Source organism: Alkalinema sp. FACHB-956 (assembly GCF_014697025.1).
Classification (GTDB): Bacteria; Cyanobacteriota; Cyanobacteriia; order Leptolyngbyales; family Leptolyngbyaceae; genus Alkalinema.
The window spans coordinates 364322-387569 of the sequence record NZ_JACJRC010000001.1; the positions used below are offsets into that span (position 1 = coordinate 364322).

A 23248-nucleotide genomic window follows, 5' to 3' on the forward strand; every position below is an offset into this window, starting at 1 on the left:
CTTATTAAGGGGGATTTAGGGGGATCATCCGGGTCGTAATCACCAATTGATTCGGTATAAGTCCCTGCCCCATCTATCGATCGGAGTTTTCCTATGTCTACAACGACCCGTCCTCGGGATGTCCAAGTTGCTGAAATTGCTGAAAAGACACTGGTTCTCCGATCGCGGATTTGGGAACAGTTGCGCTTTGAGGCAGAATACGCGCGTAAAAAAGGTACCACGGTTAATAGCTATCTGATACAAGCCCGTGAAGTCGCATTGATTGACCCACCCGGCGGGTCATTTGTTGATATTTTCATTGATGAGTTGCAGCAGCATGAATACTATCAGCAAATTGACTACATCATTCTCAACCACGTTAACCCCAACCGAATTGAAACGCTGAAAGCACTGTTGCCGCTTGCATATCGAGCTAAAATTGTCTGTTCTCGGCCAGCGGCCAATATTCTCAAAACGGCATTTCCTGACGACGAATTGCCCATCATTACCGTCCGCGCGGGGGATGTGATTGATCTAGGAGAAGGCCATGAACTGAAGTTTATTACCAAGCCGACCCCACGCCACCCGGATGGACTGTGTGTCTATGATGCAGCAACCCGTGTGCTCTTTTCCGACAAACTGTTTGGGGCCCATGTCTGTGGTGATGAAATTTTGGATGATAACTGGAAGGCAGTGCAGGACGATCGGCAATACTATTTCGATTGCATTCACGCCGCTCAAACGAAGCAGGTTGAGGATGTTCTAGAAAAAATTTCCCTTTATCCTGTCAAGATGTTCGCCGTCGGCCACGGCCCCTTGGTGCGCTACAGCGTTAGTCGGCTGATGTTTGACTATCGGGATTGGTGTGAAGCCCAGCATCAAAAGGCATTGTCCGTAGCATTGCTCTATACGTCCGCCTATGGCAATACGGGCTTGATGGCCAATGCGATCGCGCGCGGACTCACGGAATCTAATATCGAAGTGGAATCCATTAACTGTGAGCTATCTGAGCCAGAGGAAATCACAGCGGCGATCGAAAACTGTGATGGCTTTATTATCGGTTCGCCAACGCTGGGGGGACATGCTCCTACCCAAATTCAAACAGCACTGGGATTGATTCTATCAACTGCATCCAAAACCAAATCCGCTGGGGTGTTTGGTTCCTATGGTTGGAGCGGAGAAGCGATCGATCTATTGGAAACGAAATTGCTGAACGCGGGTTACTCCTTAGGGTTTGAGACGTTGCGCTGCAAATTTAAGCCAACGGAAGAGATGCTCTCCCTTTGCGAAAATGCCGGGGCCGAATTTGCCAAGTCCCTGCGCAAAACCCAGAAAACCCGCGCCCCCAAACAAACAGCCGCCACCGAAGCCCAAGCCGATCGCACGGAGCAGGCTATGGGCCGCGTGGTCGGATCTCTCAGCATCGTCACGGTGCAGCGGGGTGATGCAAAGGCTGCAATTTTGACCTCTTGGGTTTCCCAAGCCACGTTCAATCCACCGGGAATCACGATCGCAATCTCCAAAGATTTAGCCGAAGGCATCCTCGATCATGCGGGTGATCAATTTGTGCTGAACGTGTTGCGGGAAGGTAAAAACCTCCGCAGACATTTCCAAAAAATTACGGTCACGGGGACTGACCCCTTCGCGGAAGTGGCTGTCAAAACAGCCCGTAACGGTAGTCCTATTTTGCAGGAAGCCTTAGCTTACTTGGAATGTACCGTGCAGAATCGCTTAGATTGCGGCGATCACTGGCTACTCTACGCAGTGGTGAACGGGGGTGAAGTCTTGGAAGCCAATGGGGTCACAGCAGTGCTGCATCGTAAGTCGGGAGCGGCTTATTAGGCTGGTTCGTCGTGGCTTATTAGGCAGGTAGTCATAGGCGGATAGTCATAGGTGGGTAATCATAGGTGGGTAGTCATTGCCATTTAGGAAAGCGGTGGCCTATTCATTGCCCTATTCATTGCCCTATTCATTGCCCTAGATTGGCTGGCTGGCGTTTGCAAAAGTTGCAGGTTTCCTTCACGTAGCCGATCTGTTTTAACAACAAGGCTGATTCTTCTGCCGAGGGGTGGGCTTGCTGGATGGGCATAGAAATTTGTGCCCAAATACAACGTTGTTCCAGTAAGTTTCCCTGCCCGATCGCCCAACGGCCCCAGACTTTCGGCTCTAATAGATGGAGATACTGCTGTTTCTGAAATTGCGTTTTATTGATCACGGCTCTGCCCGTCGGTGTCAGGCAAGTGCTTACGTAAGCTCGTTTTTGATAGGTGAACGATCGGTAAGTGCCAATGGAGTTCACTAACATTTTTGCAGTGTCATTGATCTCCTTAGGCAGGCCCATTTGTTCATCCATCAGTTTGCCCAGATCGCCTTCTGTATCGACCACATACCGCAATTCTAGAGAGAGCGGTTTCTGTTGATAGGTATAGTCGTATTGTCTGGTTGCTAAGATGCGATCGTACTGGGGGGTTGTTGTATTTTTTACCGCAAGCGTTGTGTGTGTGAGATCCTGGAATGATTCAATCTGGAGGGTCTCAGGAAAGGGGTGGGGATGATACTCCCGCAGAAACATCTTTGGATTCATCACCCCTTGAATGGCAACTGCCCATACGCTGAGACTCAGCGCCCGAAAGAATGCAAACTGAAATTTCAAGAGCCGTCGTCGATTCAGTTGAGCATCATTTAGTCGTAAAAAATCCTGCACATCCCACCCCCTATGAATGATTCGACTGGCTTTGAGCGCAAATTTGAGATTTCATAGCAACTTCTTCGATCGCTGAATTGGTCCAGCTTTCTCCGGCTACGACAACATCTTGCATTGTGATGATATCTTGCGTGTTGGTCAAAGATAGATGCTGCGAAGTGCATCTTTCACCATCTAATTCATTCTCGTAATCCTCTTCGTACTCTTCCTCATAATCATCTTCATACTCCTCTTCATGCGCCTCCTCATAATCGTCTTCAAGTCCATCCTCGTCATTTGCCTCTGCCGACGATCGGGACAATAACCAACGGCAAGCCAGAGCAAATAGGATAAACGCAATGGTTGAAAAAATCTGGGCTCCCTGGGCTCCATGCCAATAGTCAAAAGCAGCTTGATCTTTGACGACCAGTGCCATAATCATGACTCGCACACTGGATAGTATGACCGACATCACCACTGTAAATCCCAGAAGTAAGATTTTGTGAATCTTAGAAAACTGGGTCATTAAATTAAACACGATCGTCAGTTGGATTAGCAGCACCATCATGGGAATACCCGTGCAAGGATAGCCCACTTCAATGATGTTGTTATTCAGTGAGATCTTGACCCCGATCTGGACTGAGTTATAGCCTGCATAATAAAGAAACAGACTGGCTAATTTAGCAATCACTAAGCGAATTAAGTCGCCGATCGAAACATCCACCAACCGGAAAATTACACCCGGTGGAATAATCAACGTCGCTACCAACAAGCCTTCGCGGGCATACTGATGAAATTTCCAACCCGATGCAATGAGTCCTAAACTCAGCACCGCCCAGATGGGAAAAATTCGAACGAAATCCGATTCACATTGAAAGAGAGATAAACATTTAAAGAGCAACAAGCCCAGCAAACTTCCCCCCAATAAAATGGTGCCCATGCCACTCTTCAGCTTGAGGCGATCGTGGCGTTGCCAAAGAGATGTAACGATCGCGCTCCAAAATACGAGACTAATAACCAGTTGATCGGTTTCTCCAATCACCTTCCAAATCAGCACGAGATGTAAAAAAATGAGGCCAACCCCTAACCAAACCAGGAGATAACGGCGTGTCCAGGCCGGCCTCATAAAACGCATGCTGGCGATTCCACCAATCTTCATGCAAGATACCTAGCGGGAAAAACGGAATACAAAAACCTAAATACCAAACATCCAGTCCGAAGCATCATCTTTCATGTAATCTATCTAGTTGCGGCGACGGCGACGGGCAGACTTGCGCGATGATGGCGCTGCATTATTGGGCAGTTTGGGGGCACTCTGCCCTGCACCTGCCATTTCATAGGCATCGCCGAGACGTTTGCGCGCCCAGCCGCTGACATACCAAATGTAGAGAAATAATGCTCCACCCACCAAGGCTTCTAGAATGATCTTGGAACTGTTCTTGGTCAAGTTTTGCTGCACATTTTTGCGAGCTTGGTCTGCCTGTTTATTGGCTTCTTCGCGAGCCTTCTTGAGGTTATCTAAAACCTGAGCCTTAGCTTCTTCCGCATTTTTAGGCGCATTGGGAATTTGCTTTGTCTTATCATCGGGAACGGGAATGAGGCTTTGGAGCTGGGCTGGTGTTGCTTGATCCAACTGTGCCTGGGTGGTTTCTAAGAGGAGTTTTTGTTGGTTAACCTGAGTATTGATCTGGTCGTTATTAAAGCGACTAATCCGCATCGTGTTAACCACTGTTAGGGGAATTAACAGAATTAAAATGACGCCAATGAGCAGCGTACTCCAAGAAACCAGCTTGACAACGGGTCTTTCTAAGCGAAACCGAGCCGCCGATTCCCCGTAGAATACCAGCATAAATGCGATTAATGGGACGGGAATCAGACGCACCACATCCCCCGTTGTCTGGTATTCCCAAACCGGATTCATTAACTCTGCGGGAAGCACTACGTACAGTAAGTCAATCAACGAAACGAGCAACAACCCATACCCAACAAACCGGAGAATGCGTAAGCCTCGAACGGGGTTCAAACCACTCAAGAGTGGATTTTGAGCCAGGTTGACCAGTACGGCACCATCCGGGTTGTCTGCTGGAGTGCGATTTCCTTGGGGCCGATCGTCGGATAAACGATCGCCTTCCGCCCGATCGGGAATGTTCTGTTCTACATCAGGGCTGGTGGTGGGGGAAGTTCCTGACTGGGACTGTACCGATTCAATAGACCGATCCATCGATCTATCGATGCGGGGATCTTGAGGTGCAGGCATTGCATCCATTGAAGAGTTGGAGATATTCATTAATCTACCCAGCAAAAATGGGACTAAAAGAGAGTTATTGCCAAGCTAACTAAGGCATGTTTGTTTTCGTGTCGGGCTTCGGGCAGCGGCAAACTTATACAACCCGTGAACAATGCAGTAGACGCGATCGCAACAGTCGCCCTCCCAGACTAGGAGCAGAGTCAGGTTCTATGAAGTGATGATTCCTGATTCTGAGCAGCGTCATTTTGTCCTCAATCATTCCCTGGCCCCTTTCCATTGACCCATGACGTCTACGTTTCTTGATTGGAGAAAATTTAAATCGATCGTACAGAACCGTCACCGTTGGCGTGGCCTCCACCGCTGGGCAGCCCTCACTGGGTTTGTCTTTATGGCGGGTTACATTCCCGTTCGCATCGAGATTGCCACTTGGATGGCCCCCAAACCCCAAGCAATCTTAACCCTAGGTGGTGGCGAAAAACGCGAGATGTTTGCAGCCGAATTTGCTCGGAATCATCCCGACCTCAAAATTTGGATCTCTTCCGGTCTAGAACGTGAAAAAGCAGAGGCCATTTTTCGCGCAGCAAAAATCGATCTAAGTCGAGTTCACCAAGACCGTAAAGCAACGGACACGGTAACTAACTTTACGACAATGCTCGCGAGATTTGAGCAGGAGAAGATTAACCACATCTATCTTGTCACCTCTGCTGAACATATGCCTCGGGCGACGGCGATCGCCACCATGGTGCTGGGCAGTCGTGGCATTGCTGTGACCCCGGTCAATGTACCTTCCGTGGGAGAACCTGAATCGCCCTGGCGCACGGTCCGAGATGTGATTCGCTCTACCATTTGGATTTTTACAGGATGGACTGGGGCTGAGTTCCGTCAGGACTACCAAGTTACGCAACTCAATGACCAACTGTTTGGGGCAGAAACGACCCATGAATCTGCAAACACAGAATCTGCAAACACAACCGATGAATCTCGCTGACTACACGATCGATGACTACACGCCCGGAGCCGCTACCTGGCAGCAACTGCTTTGGTACTTTATCGGTTCGCCGATCGTCCAAAGTTATTTCCTCCCCTGGTCAGCCCTGAAGGTGCAAGTTCTGCGCTGGTTTGGGGCCTCGATCGGGCAGGGTGTTCGCATTAAGCCCGGTGTCAGGATTAAATTTCCCTGGCGGCTTGTGGTGGGTGATTTTGTTTGGATTGGTGAAAACGCATGGATTGACAATCTCGCCCCCGTTACGATTGAGAGCCATGTTTGCATTTCCCAATCTGTTTACCTTTGTACTGGTAACCATGATTGGAGCCATCCCCATTTTCAATTAAGGATTGCCCCGATTTACATTCAGCAGGGCAGTTGGATCGCGGCACGGGCCACGATCGGGCCTGGGGTCACCGTGGGAGAAGGGGCTGTTTTAGTCCTGGGCGGCGTCGCCGGACGATCGCTCTCACCCATGATGATCTACGCAGGCAACCCTGCTGAGCCCATTAAAACCAGAGTCATTCATGCACCGACGATTCATGCACCTACGATGTCAAAAATCTCTGAGATGATTACAAGGAGTCTAAATTAATGACAACTTCTCTTTCTGTCGGCCCCATCCAGCACTACGTCCAAGGCAATAGCTGGTTTGACCTGGCTAAGTACCAAAACCTGGGCAGAGTCAATCGGGTTTCTGTGAACCTGTCGGCCAGCAATCTGTGGCTGATTGATGCCAGCAAACTCAGCCTTGTGAATGACTATGCACCCCGCATTGCGTTCGTCAACGAGAGCGCAGCTAACAAAAGCCCTATCAGACTGACGACCCAAGGGCAAACCCTGCAAACAGCAACGGTGTTCTCGGATCTGTCCGGGGTCAATAGCGCGCTGTCCTCCAAGGATGCACCACTGCGGATGGGCGATTGGGTACAAACCTCCACCATCGCAGGCGGAACGAAGCTGGATTTCTCTGTGGCCCCCAACGGGGTGAATAACCCCAATGCTAGAGCACTGAGTACCAATCCCAGGCTCAACGCCATCAGCAGATTCAATCCAGACGCGCCGGTGTATTGGACGGCCTATGCTGATCCCAAGGCCGATCGGATCATCCTGGCCTACGAAGACAACACCAACTGGGGCAGTGACAACGACTACAACGATGGGGTCATTGCGCTGGATCTCGGTGCTGCTAGCTTCCGGAACATCTTCCAGAACTATAACTACGGTCAAAACCCCAACATCAGCTTGAGGAATGCGACATATGTTTCTGTGCCCTTTGAGCTGCACTCCACCCTAGGGGTTGTGGTCGCCATCGCGATCGTGGCTCAAAAGTGGTTCTTCCAACGGAAGAAACTGCAATCCAAACCGTTAGTGGTGTAAGTTCTGCTCATTGCAGCCTATGAGTTGTGAATGAGTTGTTGGTTGGTTCATCGATCGAGGATTATCTTTTAGTGATTCTTGCTTTTTAGGTAATGTTTACTTTTTAAGTAATGTTTACTTTTTAGGTAATTCTCGATCGAGCTTATTTTCTCCTAAGGTTCAGGGTGCATCTACTTCTTCACCTTATGCACTTTACGGAAACACTCCAGTTGTCACCATGTTTTTTGCTCCTTTTTCCGGCGTCACTCATCTTGTTCAATCGCTCTTCAACCGCAAATCTAACTCAACGGTCAAAGATGATGTGCAACTGACGCTGATTACCCAATTCTATCCCCCAGACTTTGCCGCAACGGGACAGTTCATGGATGAATTGGCCCAAAACCTCACCACCCAGGGCATGCAAGTCCAAGTCTTCACCGGACAGCCCAGCTATGCCTTTGATGCCACCGCTGCCAAGGCTCCCGAAGTGGAAAAAATGGGCGAAGTGCTTGTCCGGCGATCGAACTTTCTCCGCAGTGTCTCCCGTAAATGGGCGGGTCGTACCATTAGCAGTCTCGCTTTTTGTGCTCATGCCGCTCTCCATCTTCTCAAGCGTGAGCATCGCGGTGACATTTTATTATTAACCAGTGAACCCCCCTTTCTCCAAGTTTTAGGATACTTGATCAAATTAGTATTTGGTGTTCCGTTTGCCACGTTAGTCTATGACCTCTACCCCGATGTCGCTGTTGAACTCGAAGTTTTATCTCAAAACCATTGGCTCATTCGTTTCTGGGATAGTGTTAACCGTCGGGTTTGGAATGCTGCTGATAGCATTGTCGTTCCTTGCCAAACCATGAAGGATCGCATTGTTGCCAAGGTTCCAGAAGTTAGCGAAAAAATTATTGTTATCCATAACTGGGCTGATCCCACTTGGATTAAGCCCATGCTCAAAGCTCAAAATAGCTTTGCCCAGGAGCATCAACTGACGGAAAAATTTACCGTGCTCTATTCGGGCAACATGGGGCGATGCCATGACATGGACACCATCATGGGGGCCGCAGTCGAACTGCAAAACGAACCGGTGGAATTCCTCTTTGTCGGCGGTGGCCCCAAACGGGAAGAGTGCAAACAACAGGCGGCGGCCCTGGGCTTGCAAAACTGCCGCTTTTTACCCTACCAAGACAAAGCCAGATTGCCCGAATCCCTCACGGCCTGCGACCTCTCCCTGGTGAGTGTGGACGTAGACATGGAAGGCTTAGTGGCCCCGAGTAAGTTCTACTCCGCGCTGTCCGCAGGTCGTCCCGTCGCCATCATTTGCGAAAAACATTCCTACCTGCGATCGCTCGTCTCCGATGCCAACTGCGGTGCAGCGATTAGCAATGGCGACAGTAAAGGTTTGGCTGGGTTTATCCGGTATTTGATGAAAGATCCGGAAATGACGGAACGCATGGGCAAAGCCGGTCACCGCTACATCCAGGAATACTTCACACCCCATGAAATCAGCCAGCAATACTTCCGCATTCTGCGCCGTGCCGTACTGAACCACGCTGACCTCCACCAAGCTGTGGAACAAGAAGAATTTTGCATTCACTACCAACCCATGATGGAGATTGGGACGCGCAAGATTCTGGGCGTAGAAGCCACGATTCGTTGGCAGCACCCGACGCGCGGTTTGATTTGTCCTGCGGAATTTGAATCCGCCGCCCACGAAACGGGATTAATTGTTCCCCTAGGCTGGTGGTTGCTCCAGGGCGCATGCCAACAACTACAAACCTGGCGTCAACAACACCCCAAACTGGATCTTCAGTTGAGCATTAACCTCAGCAGCCAGCAGTTTTTCCATCCTGAGTTAGTTTCCCGATTGGATGCCGCCCTCCAGCAGTACGATTTGCCCGGAAATGCGCTGATGCTGGAAATCAAAGACCAAGTGGTGATGGAAGATGCTGCGGCTACGACGGCAATTCTGTTGCAGTTGCAGACTCGGAACATTCAAGTTTGCATTGACAACTTCGGTGAAGGGTATTCCACGTTAGATTATCTACACCGTTTCCCAATTTCTGCGCTGAAAGTTGATAAATCCCTCGTCAGTCGCATCGGGGTTGATCCCAAAACCGTTAGCTTAATTGAAACGATCGTCATCCTGGCCAAGGATCTCAGAATGAAGGCGATCGCGGTAGGGGTCGAATCGACTGAGCAACTGCTGCGGCTGAAGGAAGTCGGACTTAAATATGCCCAGGGCTATCTCTTTGCCCCGAGCCAAGATGCTGAGCAAACCTCCACCTTCCTAGAAACCTGCGGCCAGCAGGAATTAGTTCATCCCCTACCTGCGGCCAATCTGCCCGTGCCTGTAACCAGTGCGAGTGATGAGACGAAACCCTTGGTGCTGATCGTGGATGACGATCGCTCCATGCGATCGATTCTCCGGACGGCCATCAGTCAAGCGGGATACCGTACCGTGGAGGCTGAGAATGGCACCGCAGGACTGGCTAAATTCCACGAACTGAAGCCGGACTTGGTGTTGCTGGATGCTCTCATGCCCGATATGGATGGCTTTGCCTGCTGCCACGCCATTCGGCAATCAATTCAAGCCCAAGCTGAAGCGGGTGGAATCTCTACGGCGGTTCGGTCAATCCCGATTCTGATGATTACTGCCCTGGATGATTCCGAATCGGTGGATCAAGCCTTTGCAGCGGGTGCCACCGACTACGTCACCAAACCGATTAACTGGGCTGTCCTTCGGCAGCGTCTGCAACGCCTCTTACCCACGTCCCCAGCCAAAGCTACGGTCAATAATTAACCGAATCCCATTCACCCAAGGAATTGAATCCAGGGCATCGAATCCAGGGAATTGTGCAGACTGCACACCTAGGTCACCCTAGCTAAAAAATAGACCCATCGACGTTGAACCTAGCGATCGATGGGTCTTGGTTTCTCAAATCTTGGTTACTTGACCATTGGCTGCTCAATCATTGCCTGTTTAACCATTGCCTGCTTGACTATCCAATTTCTAATCAGAGATTTTCACTAATTTTTCACTTTAATCGGTTATGCATAATGTAATCCGGGAAAGTACTGAAAAATTCATGCAAAATTGACATTCATCCGGTTGCCCCAAGCGTTTCTAGAAACATGAGGTAAGCGTGACAAACACCTAGTGACAAATACACAACGTCCACAACGGTTGATTCACGCTGCTTCCAATTCTCTCTAGGACGACAGGGGACACCATGGGCAAACGATCGGTCAAAGCGTCTGCAATCGGAATCGCCAAGGCTAAGCGAGCATTTGAACGCCGCGAGTGGACTCAAGAATATCTGGCGAGTGCTGTGGGATTGCAAACACGACAATCCATTTGGAAGTTCTTTTCCGGGCGTCCGATCGAACGTCATTTATTTATTGATATCTGTTTCCAATTAGATTTAGATTGGCAAGAAATTGCTGAGTTGCCGCGCTTTGATGAAACCGAAGAAGATGGCAGCAATGCGCTGTCGAACCTGGAGCATGGGGCGCGTGCGATCGTGGAGGATGCCCAGCCTGCGATGAACGCTACGATGACCTGGGAACAGCTGTGGAGCGTGGCGCAACACCGTCTCCACCAATCTGAACCGACGATCGCCCCTATGCCAACCCTGGCGAACAGCAGCTCGGAATTTTACATTGAGTTATTTCTTTCTTCCCAGGTGAAAGGCCAACGGTGGCTAGAGGTCAATGATTTTCAACCTAACCGGGATTGGGATGCTGTACAACCCGCTGTTTCTAAATTGTTCAGCAATTCTGCACCCAACCCATCGGCATCCCTTGCCCTACCCACGACCCATCCCTTTCCAGGGTTTGCCTGCTCCAATACGATTCATACTGTCATTCCCGCCACGGGGCTTCCCGCCCAATCCCGTTGGCTGATCTATGGCCGTCCCGGTAGTGGCAAAACGACCCTGTTAAAATCTTTGGCGATCGCCGATCTGGCTCAAGGGGAACCGGGCGATCGACTACCCATTTTGTTACCTTTACATACCGTTCTTTCAACGGATGACTTCTCCTTTGAAACACTAATTCAACAACACTATTGTGAACTTTCAGTACAACAAAATCAGCAATGGTTAGCCGATGGCAAATTCCGATTACTCTTAGATGGCTTAGATGAATTACCCGCCGATCGTCGGGCTGGGGTGATGAATGCGCTGCAAGTCTTTATGGCGCAATATCCTAAGGTGGCGATCGTCCTGACCTGTCGATCGGGATTGCGGGATGTGAATGCATCTGGATTTACGACCTTGGAACTGATGGATTGGACTGCGGAGCAAATCCGTTCCTTTGTCGTGACCTGGGCAGAATCTCAAGTTTATTACAATACCGATCGGGGCCAAACTTTTGTTGGCAACTTCTTAGCAGCCCTCTACCAGCCCCAGAATAAGCGTCTTTTAGATCTGGCTAAGACTCCACTGCTCCTGCAACGACTGTGCGAAATTTTCTGGGAGCGTCAAGCCTTTCCTAGTCGCTCATCACTGCTATGCCAAGAAGTGCTAGAACTATTAGTCTGGAAACGGGATCAACAACGAGGAATCAGTCGCCAGCATCACGGTTATCACCTCACGATCGCTGAAGTTGTAGATCTGCTGGGACAAATTGCTTATAAATTCTTTGAAGACGGCCACTATCTCTTTGACAAGTCGGAAATTCTACCGATTCTAGCCACTTACCTAACTAACCATACGGAAGCCACTCGCCATCGCGATGCAGAATCTCTCTGGTTTGCCAGTGAGTCATTACTGGAAGCGTTGATGGTGGACTATGGAATGCTGACGGAAGAAGCCCATTCTGTCTATGCCTTTTCTTACCTGACTGTGCAGGAATATTTGGTGGCCCGACGGTTTGCCACGCGATCGATTCTCCTATCGCCTGCCCCCCAAAATGCTGAACCGAGCGGTAAAGTCCTTGCTCCCATGACTCAGCCGCAATCTTCTCCCGACCAACAACCCTGGCTCCAGACCCTATCCCATCGTGTCTTGGAACCTCGCTGGCGCACAGTGATTGAACTGTTGATTGAATTATTGCCCCATCCCACCCCCCTGTTTACTTGGATGAAGCAATGCATTGACCAGATGGTACAAGATGATTTGGAACTGCATCGCATTCTGCAATGGCTCGATCGTAAGGCGCAACCTTTTGCTAGCCAATACCATCCTGCGGCCCTACGCGCGTTCTATTACCTCAGCTTAGAAAATCTGGGCTTGGATCTTGCGTTTGCCTTAGATCCCCAACTGGCCTGCCACCTGTCCCCGGAACTCAAATTAGATTTAGATTTAATGCACCTATTCCACCAAGGGGAGCAATTGCTCAATCAACCCACCTTGGACAATGCCTTTTCTCTAGGCTTTTTAATGACTTCCTTGAGCGAAGGCACTGCAGCAGAAGCCATTGCGATGAGCTTTCGAGCCCAGTTGCCGGAGTTACTGGAAGCTGCTCAAAATCAGCAGTCCCTCGATCGTTGGTGCCGTCGAGCAGGGCGGGAATGGCTAAAGACTCTCCGCCAAATCAGTATTGAACAACGGGATTTGGGTTATGTTTGGAACTTGACTCCCGATCGCCAAGAGAAACTACAAACCTATTACTGGGCGAACTACTTCCTCGTGAATGGACTGCGGAAGCGGCATTCAGCCCATTCCATGGCCCAAAGTCCGATCGTGCAAGCCCTCATTGCTCCGATGAACCACCAAGTCGCCAACTAAGGCGATCCCTGCTCCCAGTCAATGCCCCGTTGGGATTTCCCATTCAATACTCAAGCTTGATCCTCTATATCATGATGCTAGGAAAGACTGTTATGGATTCTAATAAACCAACCATTTTAGTAGTAGATGATGAACCCAATCTCCGCAGCATTCTGAATTGTGCCATTTCCCACAATGGCGATCGAGTGATTGAAGCACCCAATGGAGAAGCTTGTTTATTGATCTGCCAGCAACAACTTCCGGATTTAATTCTCATTGATGCAGTCATGCCTGATATGGATGGCTTCACCTGTTGTCATACGTTGAAAAAAACCTATGGAGAAACTTGTCCACCGTTGATTATGATTACGGCTCTGTCGAATGCAGAGTTCATCGATCGAGCCTTCAATGCAGGTATTACAGACTATATTACAAAACCCATCCGCTGGCCCATCCTCCGCCATCGTATTGATACCGCTCTGGCAAATAACAGGCTCCAGAAAAAGCTAGATGAAGCCCATTGTCGCATTGAATATTTAGAGCAAGAATTAGCCCATCAAGAGTTGTTAACGCGATCGGCTCCACTTTAATAAACTTGTAGTTATTGATTGACTAAGAGTTATCTTTTGAAGAGTTATTAAATCTTTGACAGTTTACCCTAGGGGTAATAGGGGATTGTTGAAAGGATGCGACCTAAATCAATCGGCTTGAAATAACTTGATACAAAAGAATTGAGGTGGCTTGAACCAGGTATAATCTCACCAGCAATGAATCAGAATGGTGATATGTCATTGGATAGTCAACTCGATCGCCCCAGCGAAATTTCCTACGCCGCCCTACAACTCAAAATTCAACCCGGCGACGTTCTTGTTTTTTCCGGTAGCGACATCCCGTCCAATGTTGTCAAAATTGCCACTCAATCTGATCACGTTCATGTTGCCATTGTCTTTTCCGTCGATCGAACCAACGACGAAGGTGACAACATTCTCATTGCGGAATCCCACATCGACACCAGCCTTCCCAGCGTGGGCACTGGTCAGCACAACTTTGGAGCCCAACTCCAATGGCTCTCCCATCGTATTGCCGCCAGCCAAACCCCTGTGCGCTGGGCTGCCCTCCACCCTCCCCTAAGCGAATCCGAAATTCGTCATCTACAAGCCTGGTTATGGGAGATTGAGCAACAACAAGTCTCCTACGACTTCGTTCAAGCGATCGGGGCAGGCATGGATGCCATGGACGACCTCTGCGGCGGCAATCCTCAAGATTTATCCGCCCTCTTTTGCTCAGAACTCGTGACCTATGCCCTGCAAACAGTCAACCGCATCGATGCAAGCATCAACCCCTCTGAACAAACCCCCGCAGATGTCATGCAATTTCCCTGCCTTCACCCCCCGATTACGATCGTCAATTCACCCCTATCGGCCATTACCGTCCTTGCCAACACCCTGATTACAAATCTGCCAGAGATTCCCCCAACCACCCTGTAAACAAAGATGCCTGACGCTCCGTAGGTAACTCCACTGGCACAATTTTAAACTGAGTCGGCTGGGGTTCCGCCAAAATCACTTGAGCCAAGAGCAATTCATCTTGATGGAAAAACGTCACTTCTAGCACCTCCCCTACCTGGGCAGCCTGTAAGCGATCGTTCACCCCATCCACCGTTGCCCGCAATCCATCGATCGCAATCAACTCATCCCCCGCATCCAGACCCGCTAACTGCGCTGGGGAATTAAAGGCTACCGATTTCACGATCGTTCGGTTCTGTTCCGCCACAATTCGCGCGCCCCACGTTGGTGCGAGTCCTTTGTCAGCATTAGATTCTAACCGAAGGCCAAATTCCTGGAAATAAGCCCCAAAATCTAGCTCCTCTAGCCCATGCAGGTAACGGTCGAAAAAGTCCGTTAAATCAGTGCCTGCTACCGCTTCAATCACAGATTTCGCATCCTGGGGCGTAAAGCCAATCTCATCCTTGCCAAACTTTTCCCACATGATGCGCATCACATCATCAAAGGATTTCTGATTGTGATGGCGCTTGCGGATCTCTAGATCTAATAAAAGTGTCACCATTGCGCCCTTCAAGTAATAGGACATTTGGGAGTTGGGCGTGTTAGAATCCGGTCGATACAGTTTAATCCAAGCATCAAATCCCGATTCACTTAAGGGTTGTACAAAGCGTCCCAGCGTTGTTAAATAGCGTGTAATTTCTTGACTTAAACACCTGAGATAGGTCTTAGCACCATAGATGCCTGCACGGAGTGGAAATAGATTGTCGTAGTAACTCGTTACCCCTTCACAAAACCATAACGAAGGTGTGTAGTTTTCTTGATCATAATCAAATTTCTCCAACGCTTGCGGTCGGATGCGTTTGACATTCCAAAGATGGAAAAACTCATGGGCCACTAATTGCAAAAATGATTCGTAGTCCTTCTGTTTCCTAAATCCATGGCGATCGTAAATGAGCGAACAAGAATCCTTATGTTCCAACCCCCCATAGCCATTGGTGAGATGCAAAATAAATAAATAGCGATCGTAGGGCAACCCACCAAACATTTGGGCTTCTGCTTCGATAATCCGTTGGGTATCCGCAATCAAGCGATCGGGGTTTACATTACCCTTGCCCCAAATCACCCACTGATGGGTCTTGCCCAGCACTTCAAAGTCAAATCGGCTCTGTAAGCCAATTTCAAACGGACTATCCACCAACGTGTCAAAGTCCCGCGCCAAAAAGGTATTCTCCCCAATCTCCGGCAAAGCTGTTGCCACCTGCCAATCAGAACTGGGTGGCACGATCGTCACTTCGATCGGCTGCGCTTGATACCCTGGAATGTAGAAAAAGGTTGCTGCGCCGTTAAAGTAGCCATGGGTGCGATCGAGGTGATTAGTTCGAACTGTTAACTCATTGGCATAGATCTGGTAGCGAATCACCACAGTAGATTGCGCCTGGGTCTGAATGCGCCAATGATTTTTGGCTAACTTCTGAAACACGAATGGCTCCCCGGAGGGAGTGACCGCCTCAAAATTTTGGAGATGCCGGGAATATTCCCGCACCAGATAGGACCCAGGTGTCCACACGGGCATCTTCACCTCTAAAACGTCCTGGCTCCAACCCGTCACCTCTAACGTCACCTCAAACAAGTGATTCGTCGGTTGGGGCATTGCCACTTGGTAATGTAACTTCAAGGCCGCCATTCGATCGATCGAGGGCTCCCGATCATGATCTTGACCCACTGTCTCCCAAGTATGCGGGGCTGACGTATAGACGAGTTCTTCTTGACCCACGGAAAACCCTCCGACAAGACGATATATCCATCATGCCGTAGGGATTTCCTGGGTGACTACCGTTTGGAGGAATAACTGCAAAATGTCTGACCATCGAAGCCGTTATTTCCCACAGATTATTGATCCACCAATCATTGATCCGCCAATCATTTATCCACCATTGGCTTTGTGCAAAATTTGATGCAGTTGCTTCAGGTTGGGCAGATGCATCGTCTGGCGTTCCGTATCAATTTTGACCCATCCTTTTTCCGTCAGCTTCACCAGAATTTTGGCCGCTTCATCGGCATTGATATCGGAAACATCGGCGAGATCCTTGGCTGCAATATTGAAAATATCCACGCCTGTCCCCGATGGCTGGCCATAGGCTTCCGCCAGGGTCACTAATGTGTGAATGAGCTTAATGGCAGGGGGTTGATCGCGGAGTTGAAACCGCAAGTTGGTTTGTCGGAGCCGACGGACCATCAGTTGCAACATCCGGTGATGCAATTGGGGATCTTTAAACAGGGTTTGGATAAACCGCTGCGCCGCGATGCTCAAAAGTTTAACCGGGGTCAGTGCAATTACATCCGTCGATCGGGGGGACTCATCCAAAACGGCCATTTCGCCAAAGAAATCCCCTTTCCCGAGAATTGCCAAAGTAGCAACATCTTCCCCACTGCCCGAGTGACGCCGCACCTTGACCCATCCCGACAGGACAAAGTAGACAGCATTTCCCCAGGCATCTTCCATCAAGACAGCTCGACCTGAAGGGTATTCATGCTCAACAGCAACAGACAGCAACCAATCCAACGTTTCCGGATTAGCGGCAGCAAGAAGAGGAAACAATTCACTGATAACTTCGGTTTGCATGGAAGCAGTTCAGGGGGAAAAGAGCGGACGTGGGGCCTGCATCAAGGTTCAATTGTGAGAATTTACGGATCCTCAGTCTATGAGTGGATGCAGGCTGCTCGTGACTTTATTGTGCCCCGAATCCTAAATAAAAGCTGCATCAAACCGAAGTCCACCCGATCGGGCGAGCCCTTTAGGGGACCACTGCCGCATGAATGGCTAAGGCCAAAGCTGGCAGCAACGCTTGAACGACTGTAGGCCAGCCAATCACGATCGGTTGCAGGTGGGCTAAGGTCTCGGGATGAATCTGATCCGGCGCATACCCAATGGCCTGCCCCTGTAAATCACAGCACTGTAATCCCGCTGCTTGGGCGATCGCCAGGGGGGCAACCGTATCCCAAACCTTAACCCGCTGATTTAAATAAATGTAAGCTCCAGCCTGCCCCTGCACCACTTCTAGCACCTTGAGCCCAAAGCTCCCTGGACGCTGCCAAAATTCAACTTTCGGGAGCTGCGCTTGAATAATGGAGCCATAATTCTGCAGATCCTTATACCCAATAATCCATCGCTGACTGTGTTCTGTTGGGGAAGGCGTCAGTGGACAGGGCTCTAGCTCTCCTTTGCGTTGCCATAGGCCAATTCCCGGCCCCCCAAAATACAAGGCATCATATTCCGGTGCATAGATCCAGCCCGCCAACGGCTCACGTCCTAATGCGCCCACCATAACTGCGTAGTCAGGATCACCATTGATAAAATCCTGGGTTCCATCTAACGGATCTACGCACCAGATGCGCTGAGTACGATCGTGAAACCCTTGTAAGGAGGCGCTATTTTCTTCCGTCACGAGCTTGTCATCGGGAAAGAGTTGGTCAAACGCCTGGGTCAGTTGCTCATCTAAGGCCCGATCGACGTCTGTGACATAATCCCCTGGCCCTTTTTGATAGACTTCAAACCCTTGACCTGCAAGGTGTTTAGCAGATTGGCCACAGTCCCGCACAATCCGATTGATCCGGTGAACCAACTCCTCGGTTAATGGTTGCATGATGATTCTTCTCAAAAAGGGCAGGAAGTTAACAAACAATTGACTGTTTAACCCTAGCATTCGACGGTTCAAAGCGCAGCGGAGGTACCCGATCGGGCACCTCCGCCAGAGAAAACGGGCTAACCAGTGGCTAACCCGTCAGCTTGGGAACGCGCAGAGAAACTATTTTTGCAGTACCAGCTTGACGTTAGCATTGCTCAACCCAGGCCGTTTTACTTCTGCCAGGGTTTTGTTGACGGCATACTTCTGGTTGATGGAATTAATCAGTTCCGTTTGGTTGTGCTTCTTGGCCACACCCCAGAGATCCGCAATCAGATCAAAGGTGCCATCTGCATTGCGAGACCAACCCAGATCATACTCGCCATCCAGAACAGCCACGATGTCTGCCCGAACCCGCTGACCATTGTATCCGCGAACATCGGCTTCACTCTTGACGTTGATCCCGAGATCCCGCAGAGAGTTTTTCAGGATTTCAGCATCGGTGACTTTGGTGCGCAGAGTGCTAAAGTGAGACATGAGAGTTTCCTCCGTGGAAATTTGCAAACAACGACAACAGTGTCAAAGAAACAGTGTCAAAAGCATTTAGCTATTGGGAAGTAGCTATTCGCTTTGTTTGTTACGTGCTAGCTCAAGTGAACTAGCCTCCCTCCTGTTGGGAACCAGGAGAAAGCTTGTTAGAACTCCAATCGCTGGTATTCTGCGATGGAGGCTGCCGCTGGACGGGCACGTTGCCTAGCCCAGTCTCGAAGCGCAGTAACTTGCTCAGTCATCGTCTTGGACAGCGGCATCGTAGCGCGACAGGCCGCAATAATATCCAATTGAGTGAACTCTCGTTCCTGAGCAAACGCTTCATACATGGCAGCAATCAAAGCCTGTTCAATTTCTGCGCCGGAAAAGCCTTCGCAAACATTGGCCAATTGCTCGAGGTCAAAGCGATCGATGTCCCGACGCCGCTTGAGAAGATGAATTCTGAAAATATCCTGCCGCTCATCCGCATTGGGCAGATCAACAAAGAAAATCTCGTCAAACCGACCTTTGCGGAGAAACTCGCCCGGTAACCGTTCGACTCGGTTTGCCGTAGCCATGACAAATACAGGGGAGGTTTTTTCCTGCATCCAAGTCAAAAAGGAACCAAAAATCCGGCTGGAGGTGCCGCCATCGGAGTCTGCCGATCCCCCGGCTCCACCAAAGGCCTTATCCAACTCGTCAATAAATAGAATGGCTGGGGAAATCGATTCCGCAGTTTTCAGGGCACTCCGTAGATTCGCTTCAGATTTACCGACCGTCGATCCGTCGTAAACCCGACCCATATCAAGACGCAGTAAGGGCAAGCCCCACAACTTGGATGTGGTCTTAGCGATTAAAGATTTACCGCAACCCGGAACGCCTAAAATCAGCATTCCCTTGGGTTGGGGGAGACCATATTCCCTAGCCCGTTCAGTAAAGGCATTGGAACGCTGCTTCAGCCAGTGCTTTAGCTCTTCTAGCCCACCAACGGCATTAATGGTTTCGTCTTCCTCAATGTATTCCAGGATGCCATTGCGGCGAATCAGTTGTTTCTTCTCAGAGAGAACAATATCAACTTCTTCTTCGGTCATGCGACCCGCTGTGACATAGGCTTTGCGATAGACTTTCTCAGCCTCGTCACGGGTCAGCCCTAGGGCTGCCTTCAACAGCTTCTCCCGACTTTCCGTCGAAAGGCGTCGATCGCGGGGAGAAACCAGTTGCCGAGACAGCACATCGTTAATCTCTGCCATGGAAGGCAAAGCAAAGTCAATCACAACAACTTCCTTCTCCATCTCGATCGGCACTTGCTGCACGGGAGACATCAGAATAATCGTTTTCTGAGTGCCCTTGAAGGCTGCGATCGCATCGCGGATCCAACGAACAACCTCTGCACTGCCAGTCCCGTCATGGAGGAAGGGATGAAGATCTTTAAAAATAAAAATGGAAGGTTCCGACTGTCGAATCGCTGTGGCGATCGCTTGCTGGGGGGGAATGGTGCCGGGTTGGGGCGGTTGGCCTGTACGTCCATACTGAACCATCCCTTGGGTTAACGTCCAGCTATAAACAGTTCGCTCCAACTTATTCTGAGCAACCTCTGAGATTGCTTGCTCGGCTCGTTCTTCTTCGGAAGTTACAAGATAGATGAGCGGGTATTGAGCTTGGATGAGAACACTGAGTTCTTCTTGCATAGACGATCCACCACAAAGTTAGGGATGTTGCAGAGAATGCAATGAACAAAGCAACCCAGACTGAACCTTTAGAAGGATTCAACAAAGCCGAAGCCGTCGAATCCTATGAATTAACAGGGAACCAGCGCTTCTTCACTCTGATCAGAAACAAGTTCGGTACTTGCAACTGCATCCAGAGACAGTGCGGCTTCCTGAACGGCTCCAGGCTGTTGCCCTAGAGTCACCATTTCCCCTTCCCGCATGACCAGAGAGGATTGACACTCCGGGCAAGCGTACACACGATGGGTCTGACCTTGGATCGCTTCCACTGATTCCACCACTTCAGGATGGGTGAGATAAAAACAAATTGCTTTTTCTGCTAGGGAAGACATGGGTTCAGCATCGACAGCTGCACGAATTTTGAGTTGGCGATGCAGGTCAGAGGGGAGATACAACGTAACTTTCTGCTTATCTTGCATATAACTTCAAATCGTTTTACCCGGGTATGCATATTACCCTATCGATTGTACAGGAAGCTGTCAAGACAGAATGCCGGTTTGACGGCAATACTGAAACATATGTTTACAATTGTCGATCTGAGTTAAGGGTCAGTGAGCAAGCGAGGGCAATACAACCAGGGCCTAACGACTTGGCGGGTGCGTGACGGGTGCGATGATGGGTGCGATGACGGGTGCGTCTCCCGCTTCTTCCGTGGAGTTACTTAAATTTTTCAGTCGGCACATTGATTGAATGGGCGGTTTCTGGGTTCGAGTTTTCCAATGACTTTGGGCACACTGAAGGCAGTTCGTGGTTGATTGTCACGGCTTAATTGTCACAGCTCAGTGCGTTTACGGATTTGGTGCTTACGGGTTTGGAAGGATTCGTCACAGTAAGGACAGGGTGAATATGAAATTGCAACTGCCATTAGTGGTTGGAATGTGGCTGACAGCGGGGGTTACGGTCGTTGGTGTGGGATATGCAACCTTACGCCCGAAGCCATCCCAATCCTTTGATCCCAGGAATGCCTCCCCCGTACAACTGGCCAAATTGAGTGATTGCCAAACGTTGTCCGCAGATCCGAAACCTTTGTTGAATGTGCGATCGACCCCAAGCATTGCGCCAGACAACATTGTGGGAACCATCAAAAATGGAGTTAATCTAGCCGTTGTAGACGAACGCGACGGTTGGTTGCAAATCAATGCGCCGGTTTCAGGCTGGGTCTACCGGAATTTGACTGTGACAACCTGTGATACATCGGGTAAGCGTTCAGACAGAAAGCCCTTAGAATTGGCTCATCCAGCTTCCAGCCGCCAACTGATTGCAGAAGCCCAGGAGCAATGGCACGCCGGGAATTTAGCAGGGGCTCTTAATCGTCTGCGTCAGGTTCCCGCTGAAGATCCCGCCTATACTCAAGTGGAAAACTTAATGGGCAGTATGACGGTGAAGTGGAAGCAAGCGGAGGATGCTTACGGTAAGGCTGAAGTCGCGATCGCCACCCGACGGCCTCAAATGGTATTAGCCATGATGCATACTGTCCCAGATATCCGCTATTGGCGATCTAAAATGGCTCCTTTAGTCAAACGGGCGATCGAACTACAGTTGACCGCTGAGCTGCCGAGATAAGTTCTGAGCGATCGAGATAAAGTCTGAGCGATCGAGATCATTGCCGTCAGCGCTTCGCGCCATCCCCGCTTCATCGACCCATGCACCCATCGACCTCTCTACCCATCCACTCGGACTTGGGTGGGTACAGTGTTTCCTAATATTGCCCCTAATGTTGCTGCTGAAGTAACGTTTTTAGTCGGGTTTCCGCGATGGTTTCGCTTTCCTGTGAAGGTCAAGACAAGGGCAAAACTTCATGTCGTCTCAAGGTTTGGAAGCCAATATCCTTCCTACCATAGCGATATAGCTCTTCAATCGATCGCGTTTAGGAAGGCTGAAATATGGCATCTAAATCTGCTTTAGTCGCTGCGGGTTTAACCGGAGTTGCAGCCGTTACGGTGGGGACACTGGCCCTGGTGCAACCAAAACCCGAATCTTCGCCCATGGCTACCCCAACGGCTCTGCCGTCGGCTGTGTCAGGCAATCAGGACGCTGCCCAACCGCCAACGGTCTCTGTCTCCCCTAGCCCGAGTTTGGGGACTGTCTCCCCTAGTCCTACTGCTAGTGATAATAATCAGCCTGTCATGGGTTCCGATGTCCCGACCGATACTAACGGAAGCCAGTCTGTAGACCCCTCTTCAGCAACTCCGACTCGGCAAGTTGAAAGCTGCAAAGTAACGATGGCCAAGGTGAGTGATCCGAACCCGCCTAGCAATTTGCGATCGCAACCCAGTACTGCCTCCGGAAGCACGATCGTCAGCCAGCTCAAAAATGGTACGTTTCTGACTGTGGTGGAAGAAAAAGATGATTGGTTCCGAATTTCGACTCCAGCAAAGGGCTGGATCGCAAAGTCTGTGGTCCAGAGTGGCTGTAACGAGAAAACTGAACGGGTAACGTTTGCCCAGGGAAGTATTCGTGCCACCCTTGGGGATCAGTTCATTGGCACAGGTAGCCATATCTACCGAGTACAACTGAGCCAAGGCCAAACCCTCACCATTACTCGACAGAAAGGCCCACTCCCAGCCGTAAGGGATCCCAAGGGCAAATTTCTGGTTGGTATGGACGATCGGCAAGCATCTTGGACACAGAAACTTGCCTTATCAGGGGACTATCAAATTGTCTTGGATTCCAATTACAAAGGATATCAGTACCGTTTCCAAGTGGAAGTCCAGTAGGCATATCTATTCATCCGGTCTCTATTCATTCGGTCTCTATTCATCCAGTTCTTGAGTCCCAGTAGGTTAGCGGGCCATAACCTACGCAACCATCTCGTTTAGCCCCTGCGCGAAGGTTCGCGATCGCCCGCTTCGCCACTGACCTCAGCAGGTATAAATTTTCCCGTGGCCACTGATTACACAGTTGGA

General features: G+C 49.9%; 19 protein-coding genes. 10 read left to right on the forward strand and 9 right to left on the reverse strand.

What is annotated here, in order from left to right; all coding sequences use genetic code 11:
• Positions 1–93 precede the first annotated feature (93 nt).
• A complete protein-coding gene (locus H6G21_RS01490; protein ID WP_190569750.1) occupies positions 94–1821 on the forward strand; it encodes a diflavin flavoprotein in 1728 nt (575 codons plus the stop codon).
• Positions 1822–1948: 127 nt separating this feature from the next.
• Here H6G21_RS01490 and H6G21_RS01495 read toward each other — a convergent pair whose 3' ends face one another.
• The 3 genes from H6G21_RS01495 to H6G21_RS01505 all read right to left on the reverse strand — a co-directional run bounded on the left by H6G21_RS01495 (position 1949) and on the right by H6G21_RS01505 (position 4883).
• The gene (locus H6G21_RS01495; RefSeq protein ID WP_190569752.1) at positions 1949–2683 is read right to left on the reverse strand and encodes a cyanoexosortase A system-associated protein; all 735 of its coding nucleotides are present in this window, start codon (positions 2681–2683) and stop codon (positions 1949–1951) included.
• Positions 2684–2693: 10 nt separating this feature from the next.
• Positions 2694–3797 carry an archaeosortase/exosortase family protein gene (locus H6G21_RS01500; protein WP_190569754.1) on the reverse strand — a complete coding sequence of 368 codons (1104 nt, stop codon included), beginning with the start codon at positions 3795–3797 and terminating at the stop codon, positions 2694–2696.
• Positions 3798–3905: 108 nt separating this feature from the next.
• Positions 3906–4883 (reverse strand): HpsJ family protein, encoded by a 978-nt coding sequence (locus H6G21_RS01505; RefSeq protein WP_190569756.1) that lies wholly within the window; start codon positions 4881–4883, stop codon positions 3906–3908.
• Positions 4884–5193: 310 nt separating this feature from the next.
• On the opposite strand from H6G21_RS01505, the gene H6G21_RS01510 reads away from it, so the two are divergent.
• The 7 genes from H6G21_RS01510 to H6G21_RS01540 all read left to right on the forward strand — a co-directional run bounded on the left by H6G21_RS01510 (position 5194) and on the right by H6G21_RS01540 (position 14446).
• Positions 5194–5898 (forward strand): YdcF family protein, encoded by a 705-nt coding sequence (locus H6G21_RS01510; protein WP_190569759.1) that lies wholly within the window; start codon positions 5194–5196, stop codon positions 5896–5898.
• Complete coding sequence (locus tag H6G21_RS01515; protein WP_190569761.1) at positions 5885–6490, forward strand: WcaF family extracellular polysaccharide biosynthesis acetyltransferase; 606 nt, start codon at positions 5885–5887, stop codon at positions 6488–6490. Before H6G21_RS01510 ends, H6G21_RS01515 begins: the two co-directional genes overlap by 14 nt.
• Positions 6490–7275 (forward strand): DUF4114 domain-containing protein, encoded by a 786-nt coding sequence (locus H6G21_RS01520; protein WP_190569763.1) that lies wholly within the window; start codon positions 6490–6492, stop codon positions 7273–7275. The genes H6G21_RS01515 and H6G21_RS01520 overlap by 1 nt, the downstream gene beginning before the upstream one ends.
• Positions 7276–7492: 217 nt before the next feature.
• Positions 7493–10051 (forward strand): EAL domain-containing protein, encoded by a 2559-nt coding sequence (locus H6G21_RS01525; RefSeq protein ID WP_190569765.1) that lies wholly within the window; start codon positions 7493–7495, stop codon positions 10049–10051.
• A 430-nt stretch (positions 10052–10481) separates the two neighbouring features.
• A complete protein-coding gene (locus tag H6G21_RS01530; RefSeq protein ID WP_190569767.1) occupies positions 10482–12980 on the forward strand; it encodes an NACHT domain-containing protein in 2499 nt (832 codons plus the stop codon).
• Between the two features lie 92 nt (positions 12981–13072).
• Positions 13073–13549 (forward strand): response regulator, encoded by a 477-nt coding sequence (locus tag H6G21_RS01535; RefSeq protein WP_242041577.1) that lies wholly within the window; start codon positions 13073–13075, stop codon positions 13547–13549.
• A 195-nt stretch (positions 13550–13744) separates the two neighbouring features.
• A complete protein-coding gene (locus tag H6G21_RS01540; protein WP_190569769.1) occupies positions 13745–14446 on the forward strand; it encodes a hypothetical protein in 702 nt (233 codons plus the stop codon).
• Here H6G21_RS01540 and H6G21_RS01545 read toward each other — a convergent pair.
• The 6 genes from H6G21_RS01545 to H6G21_RS01570 form a co-directional block, all read right to left on the reverse strand.
• Positions 14409–16148, reverse strand: a complete 1740-nt coding sequence (locus H6G21_RS01545) for a M61 family metallopeptidase (protein ID WP_190570456.1) — start codon at positions 16146–16148, stop codon at positions 14409–14411. The two genes, H6G21_RS01540 and H6G21_RS01545, sit on opposite strands and share 38 nt — an antisense overlap.
• Before the next feature lie 240 nt (positions 16149–16388).
• Positions 16389–17087, reverse strand: a complete 699-nt coding sequence (locus H6G21_RS01550; RefSeq protein WP_190569771.1) for a Crp/Fnr family transcriptional regulator — start codon at positions 17085–17087, stop codon at positions 16389–16391.
• Positions 17088–17259: 172 nt separating this feature from the next.
• Complete coding sequence (locus tag H6G21_RS01555) at positions 17260–18108, reverse strand: inositol monophosphatase family protein (RefSeq protein ID WP_190569773.1); 849 nt, start codon at positions 18106–18108, stop codon at positions 17260–17262.
• Between the two features lie 162 nt (positions 18109–18270).
• Positions 18271–18624: a DUF1257 domain-containing protein gene (locus H6G21_RS01560; RefSeq protein ID WP_190569775.1), complete on the reverse strand. Its 354-nt coding sequence runs from the start codon at positions 18622–18624 to the stop codon at positions 18271–18273.
• Positions 18625–18782: 158 nt separating this feature from the next.
• Positions 18783–20303 (reverse strand): AAA family ATPase, encoded by a 1521-nt coding sequence (locus tag H6G21_RS01565; RefSeq protein ID WP_190569777.1) that lies wholly within the window; start codon positions 20301–20303, stop codon positions 18783–18785.
• A gap of 110 nt (positions 20304–20413) precedes the next feature.
• On the reverse strand, positions 20414–20761 hold the full coding sequence (locus H6G21_RS01570; RefSeq protein ID WP_190569779.1) for a hypothetical protein: 348 nt from the start codon (positions 20759–20761) through the stop codon (positions 20414–20416).
• Between the two features lie 427 nt (positions 20762–21188).
• Between H6G21_RS01570 and H6G21_RS01575 the strand changes: the two genes are divergently transcribed.
• Positions 21189–21905, forward strand: coding sequence for an SH3 domain-containing protein (locus H6G21_RS01575; protein ID WP_190569782.1), 717 nt, complete (start codon positions 21189–21191; stop codon positions 21903–21905).
• 320 nt (positions 21906–22225) lie between these two features.
• The gene (locus H6G21_RS01580; protein ID WP_190569784.1) at positions 22226–23059 is read left to right on the forward strand and encodes an SH3 domain-containing protein; all 834 of its coding nucleotides are present in this window, start codon (positions 22226–22228) and stop codon (positions 23057–23059) included.
• The last annotated feature ends 189 nt before the right edge of the window (positions 23060–23248 follow it).

What these genes read in the sequence shown, in the direction of transcription:
- H6G21_RS01490 (WP_190569750.1), top strand. Translation starts at nt 94, where the DNA reads ATGTCTACAACGACCCGTCCTCGGGATGTCCAAGTTGCTGAAATTGCT.
- H6G21_RS01570 (WP_190569779.1), bottom strand. Translation starts at nt 20,761, where the DNA reads ATGCAAGATAAGCAGAAAGTTACGTTGTATCTCCCCTCTGACCTGCAT.
- H6G21_RS01515 (WP_190569761.1), top strand. Translation starts at nt 5,885, where the DNA reads ATGAATCTCGCTGACTACACGATCGATGACTACACGCCCGGAGCCGCT.
- H6G21_RS01535 (WP_242041577.1), top strand. Translation starts at nt 13,073, where the DNA reads ATGGATTCTAATAAACCAACCATTTTAGTAGTAGATGATGAACCCAAT.
- H6G21_RS01540 (WP_190569769.1), top strand. Translation starts at nt 13,745, where the DNA reads ATGTCATTGGATAGTCAACTCGATCGCCCCAGCGAAATTTCCTACGCC.
- H6G21_RS01575 (WP_190569782.1), top strand. Translation starts at nt 21,189, where the DNA reads ATGAAATTGCAACTGCCATTAGTGGTTGGAATGTGGCTGACAGCGGGG.
- H6G21_RS01510 (WP_190569759.1), top strand. Translation starts at nt 5,194, where the DNA reads ATGACGTCTACGTTTCTTGATTGGAGAAAATTTAAATCGATCGTACAG.
- H6G21_RS01525 (WP_190569765.1), top strand. Translation starts at nt 7,493, where the DNA reads ATGTTTTTTGCTCCTTTTTCCGGCGTCACTCATCTTGTTCAATCGCTC.
- H6G21_RS01505 (WP_190569756.1), bottom strand. Translation starts at nt 4,883, where the DNA reads ATGGATCGGTCTATTGAATCGGTACAGTCCCAGTCAGGAACTTCCCCC.
- H6G21_RS01555 (WP_190569773.1), bottom strand. Translation starts at nt 18,108, where the DNA reads ATGCAACCATTAACCGAGGAGTTGGTTCACCGGATCAATCGGATTGTG.
- H6G21_RS01520 (WP_190569763.1), top strand. Translation starts at nt 6,490, where the DNA reads ATGACAACTTCTCTTTCTGTCGGCCCCATCCAGCACTACGTCCAAGGC.
- H6G21_RS01500 (WP_190569754.1), bottom strand. Translation starts at nt 3,797, where the DNA reads ATGCGTTTTATGAGGCCGGCCTGGACACGCCGTTATCTCCTGGTTTGG.
- H6G21_RS01550 (WP_190569771.1), bottom strand. Translation starts at nt 17,087, where the DNA reads ATGCAAACCGAAGTTATCAGTGAATTGTTTCCTCTTCTTGCTGCCGCT.
- H6G21_RS01580 (WP_190569784.1), top strand. Translation starts at nt 22,226, where the DNA reads ATGGCATCTAAATCTGCTTTAGTCGCTGCGGGTTTAACCGGAGTTGCA.
- H6G21_RS01530 (WP_190569767.1), top strand. Translation starts at nt 10,482, where the DNA reads ATGGGCAAACGATCGGTCAAAGCGTCTGCAATCGGAATCGCCAAGGCT.
- H6G21_RS01545 (WP_190570456.1), bottom strand. Translation starts at nt 16,148, where the DNA reads ATGGCGGCCTTGAAGTTACATTACCAAGTGGCAATGCCCCAACCGACG.
- H6G21_RS01560 (WP_190569775.1), bottom strand. Translation starts at nt 18,624, where the DNA reads ATGTCTCACTTTAGCACTCTGCGCACCAAAGTCACCGATGCTGAAATC.
- H6G21_RS01565 (WP_190569777.1), bottom strand. Translation starts at nt 20,303, where the DNA reads ATGCAAGAAGAACTCAGTGTTCTCATCCAAGCTCAATACCCGCTCATC.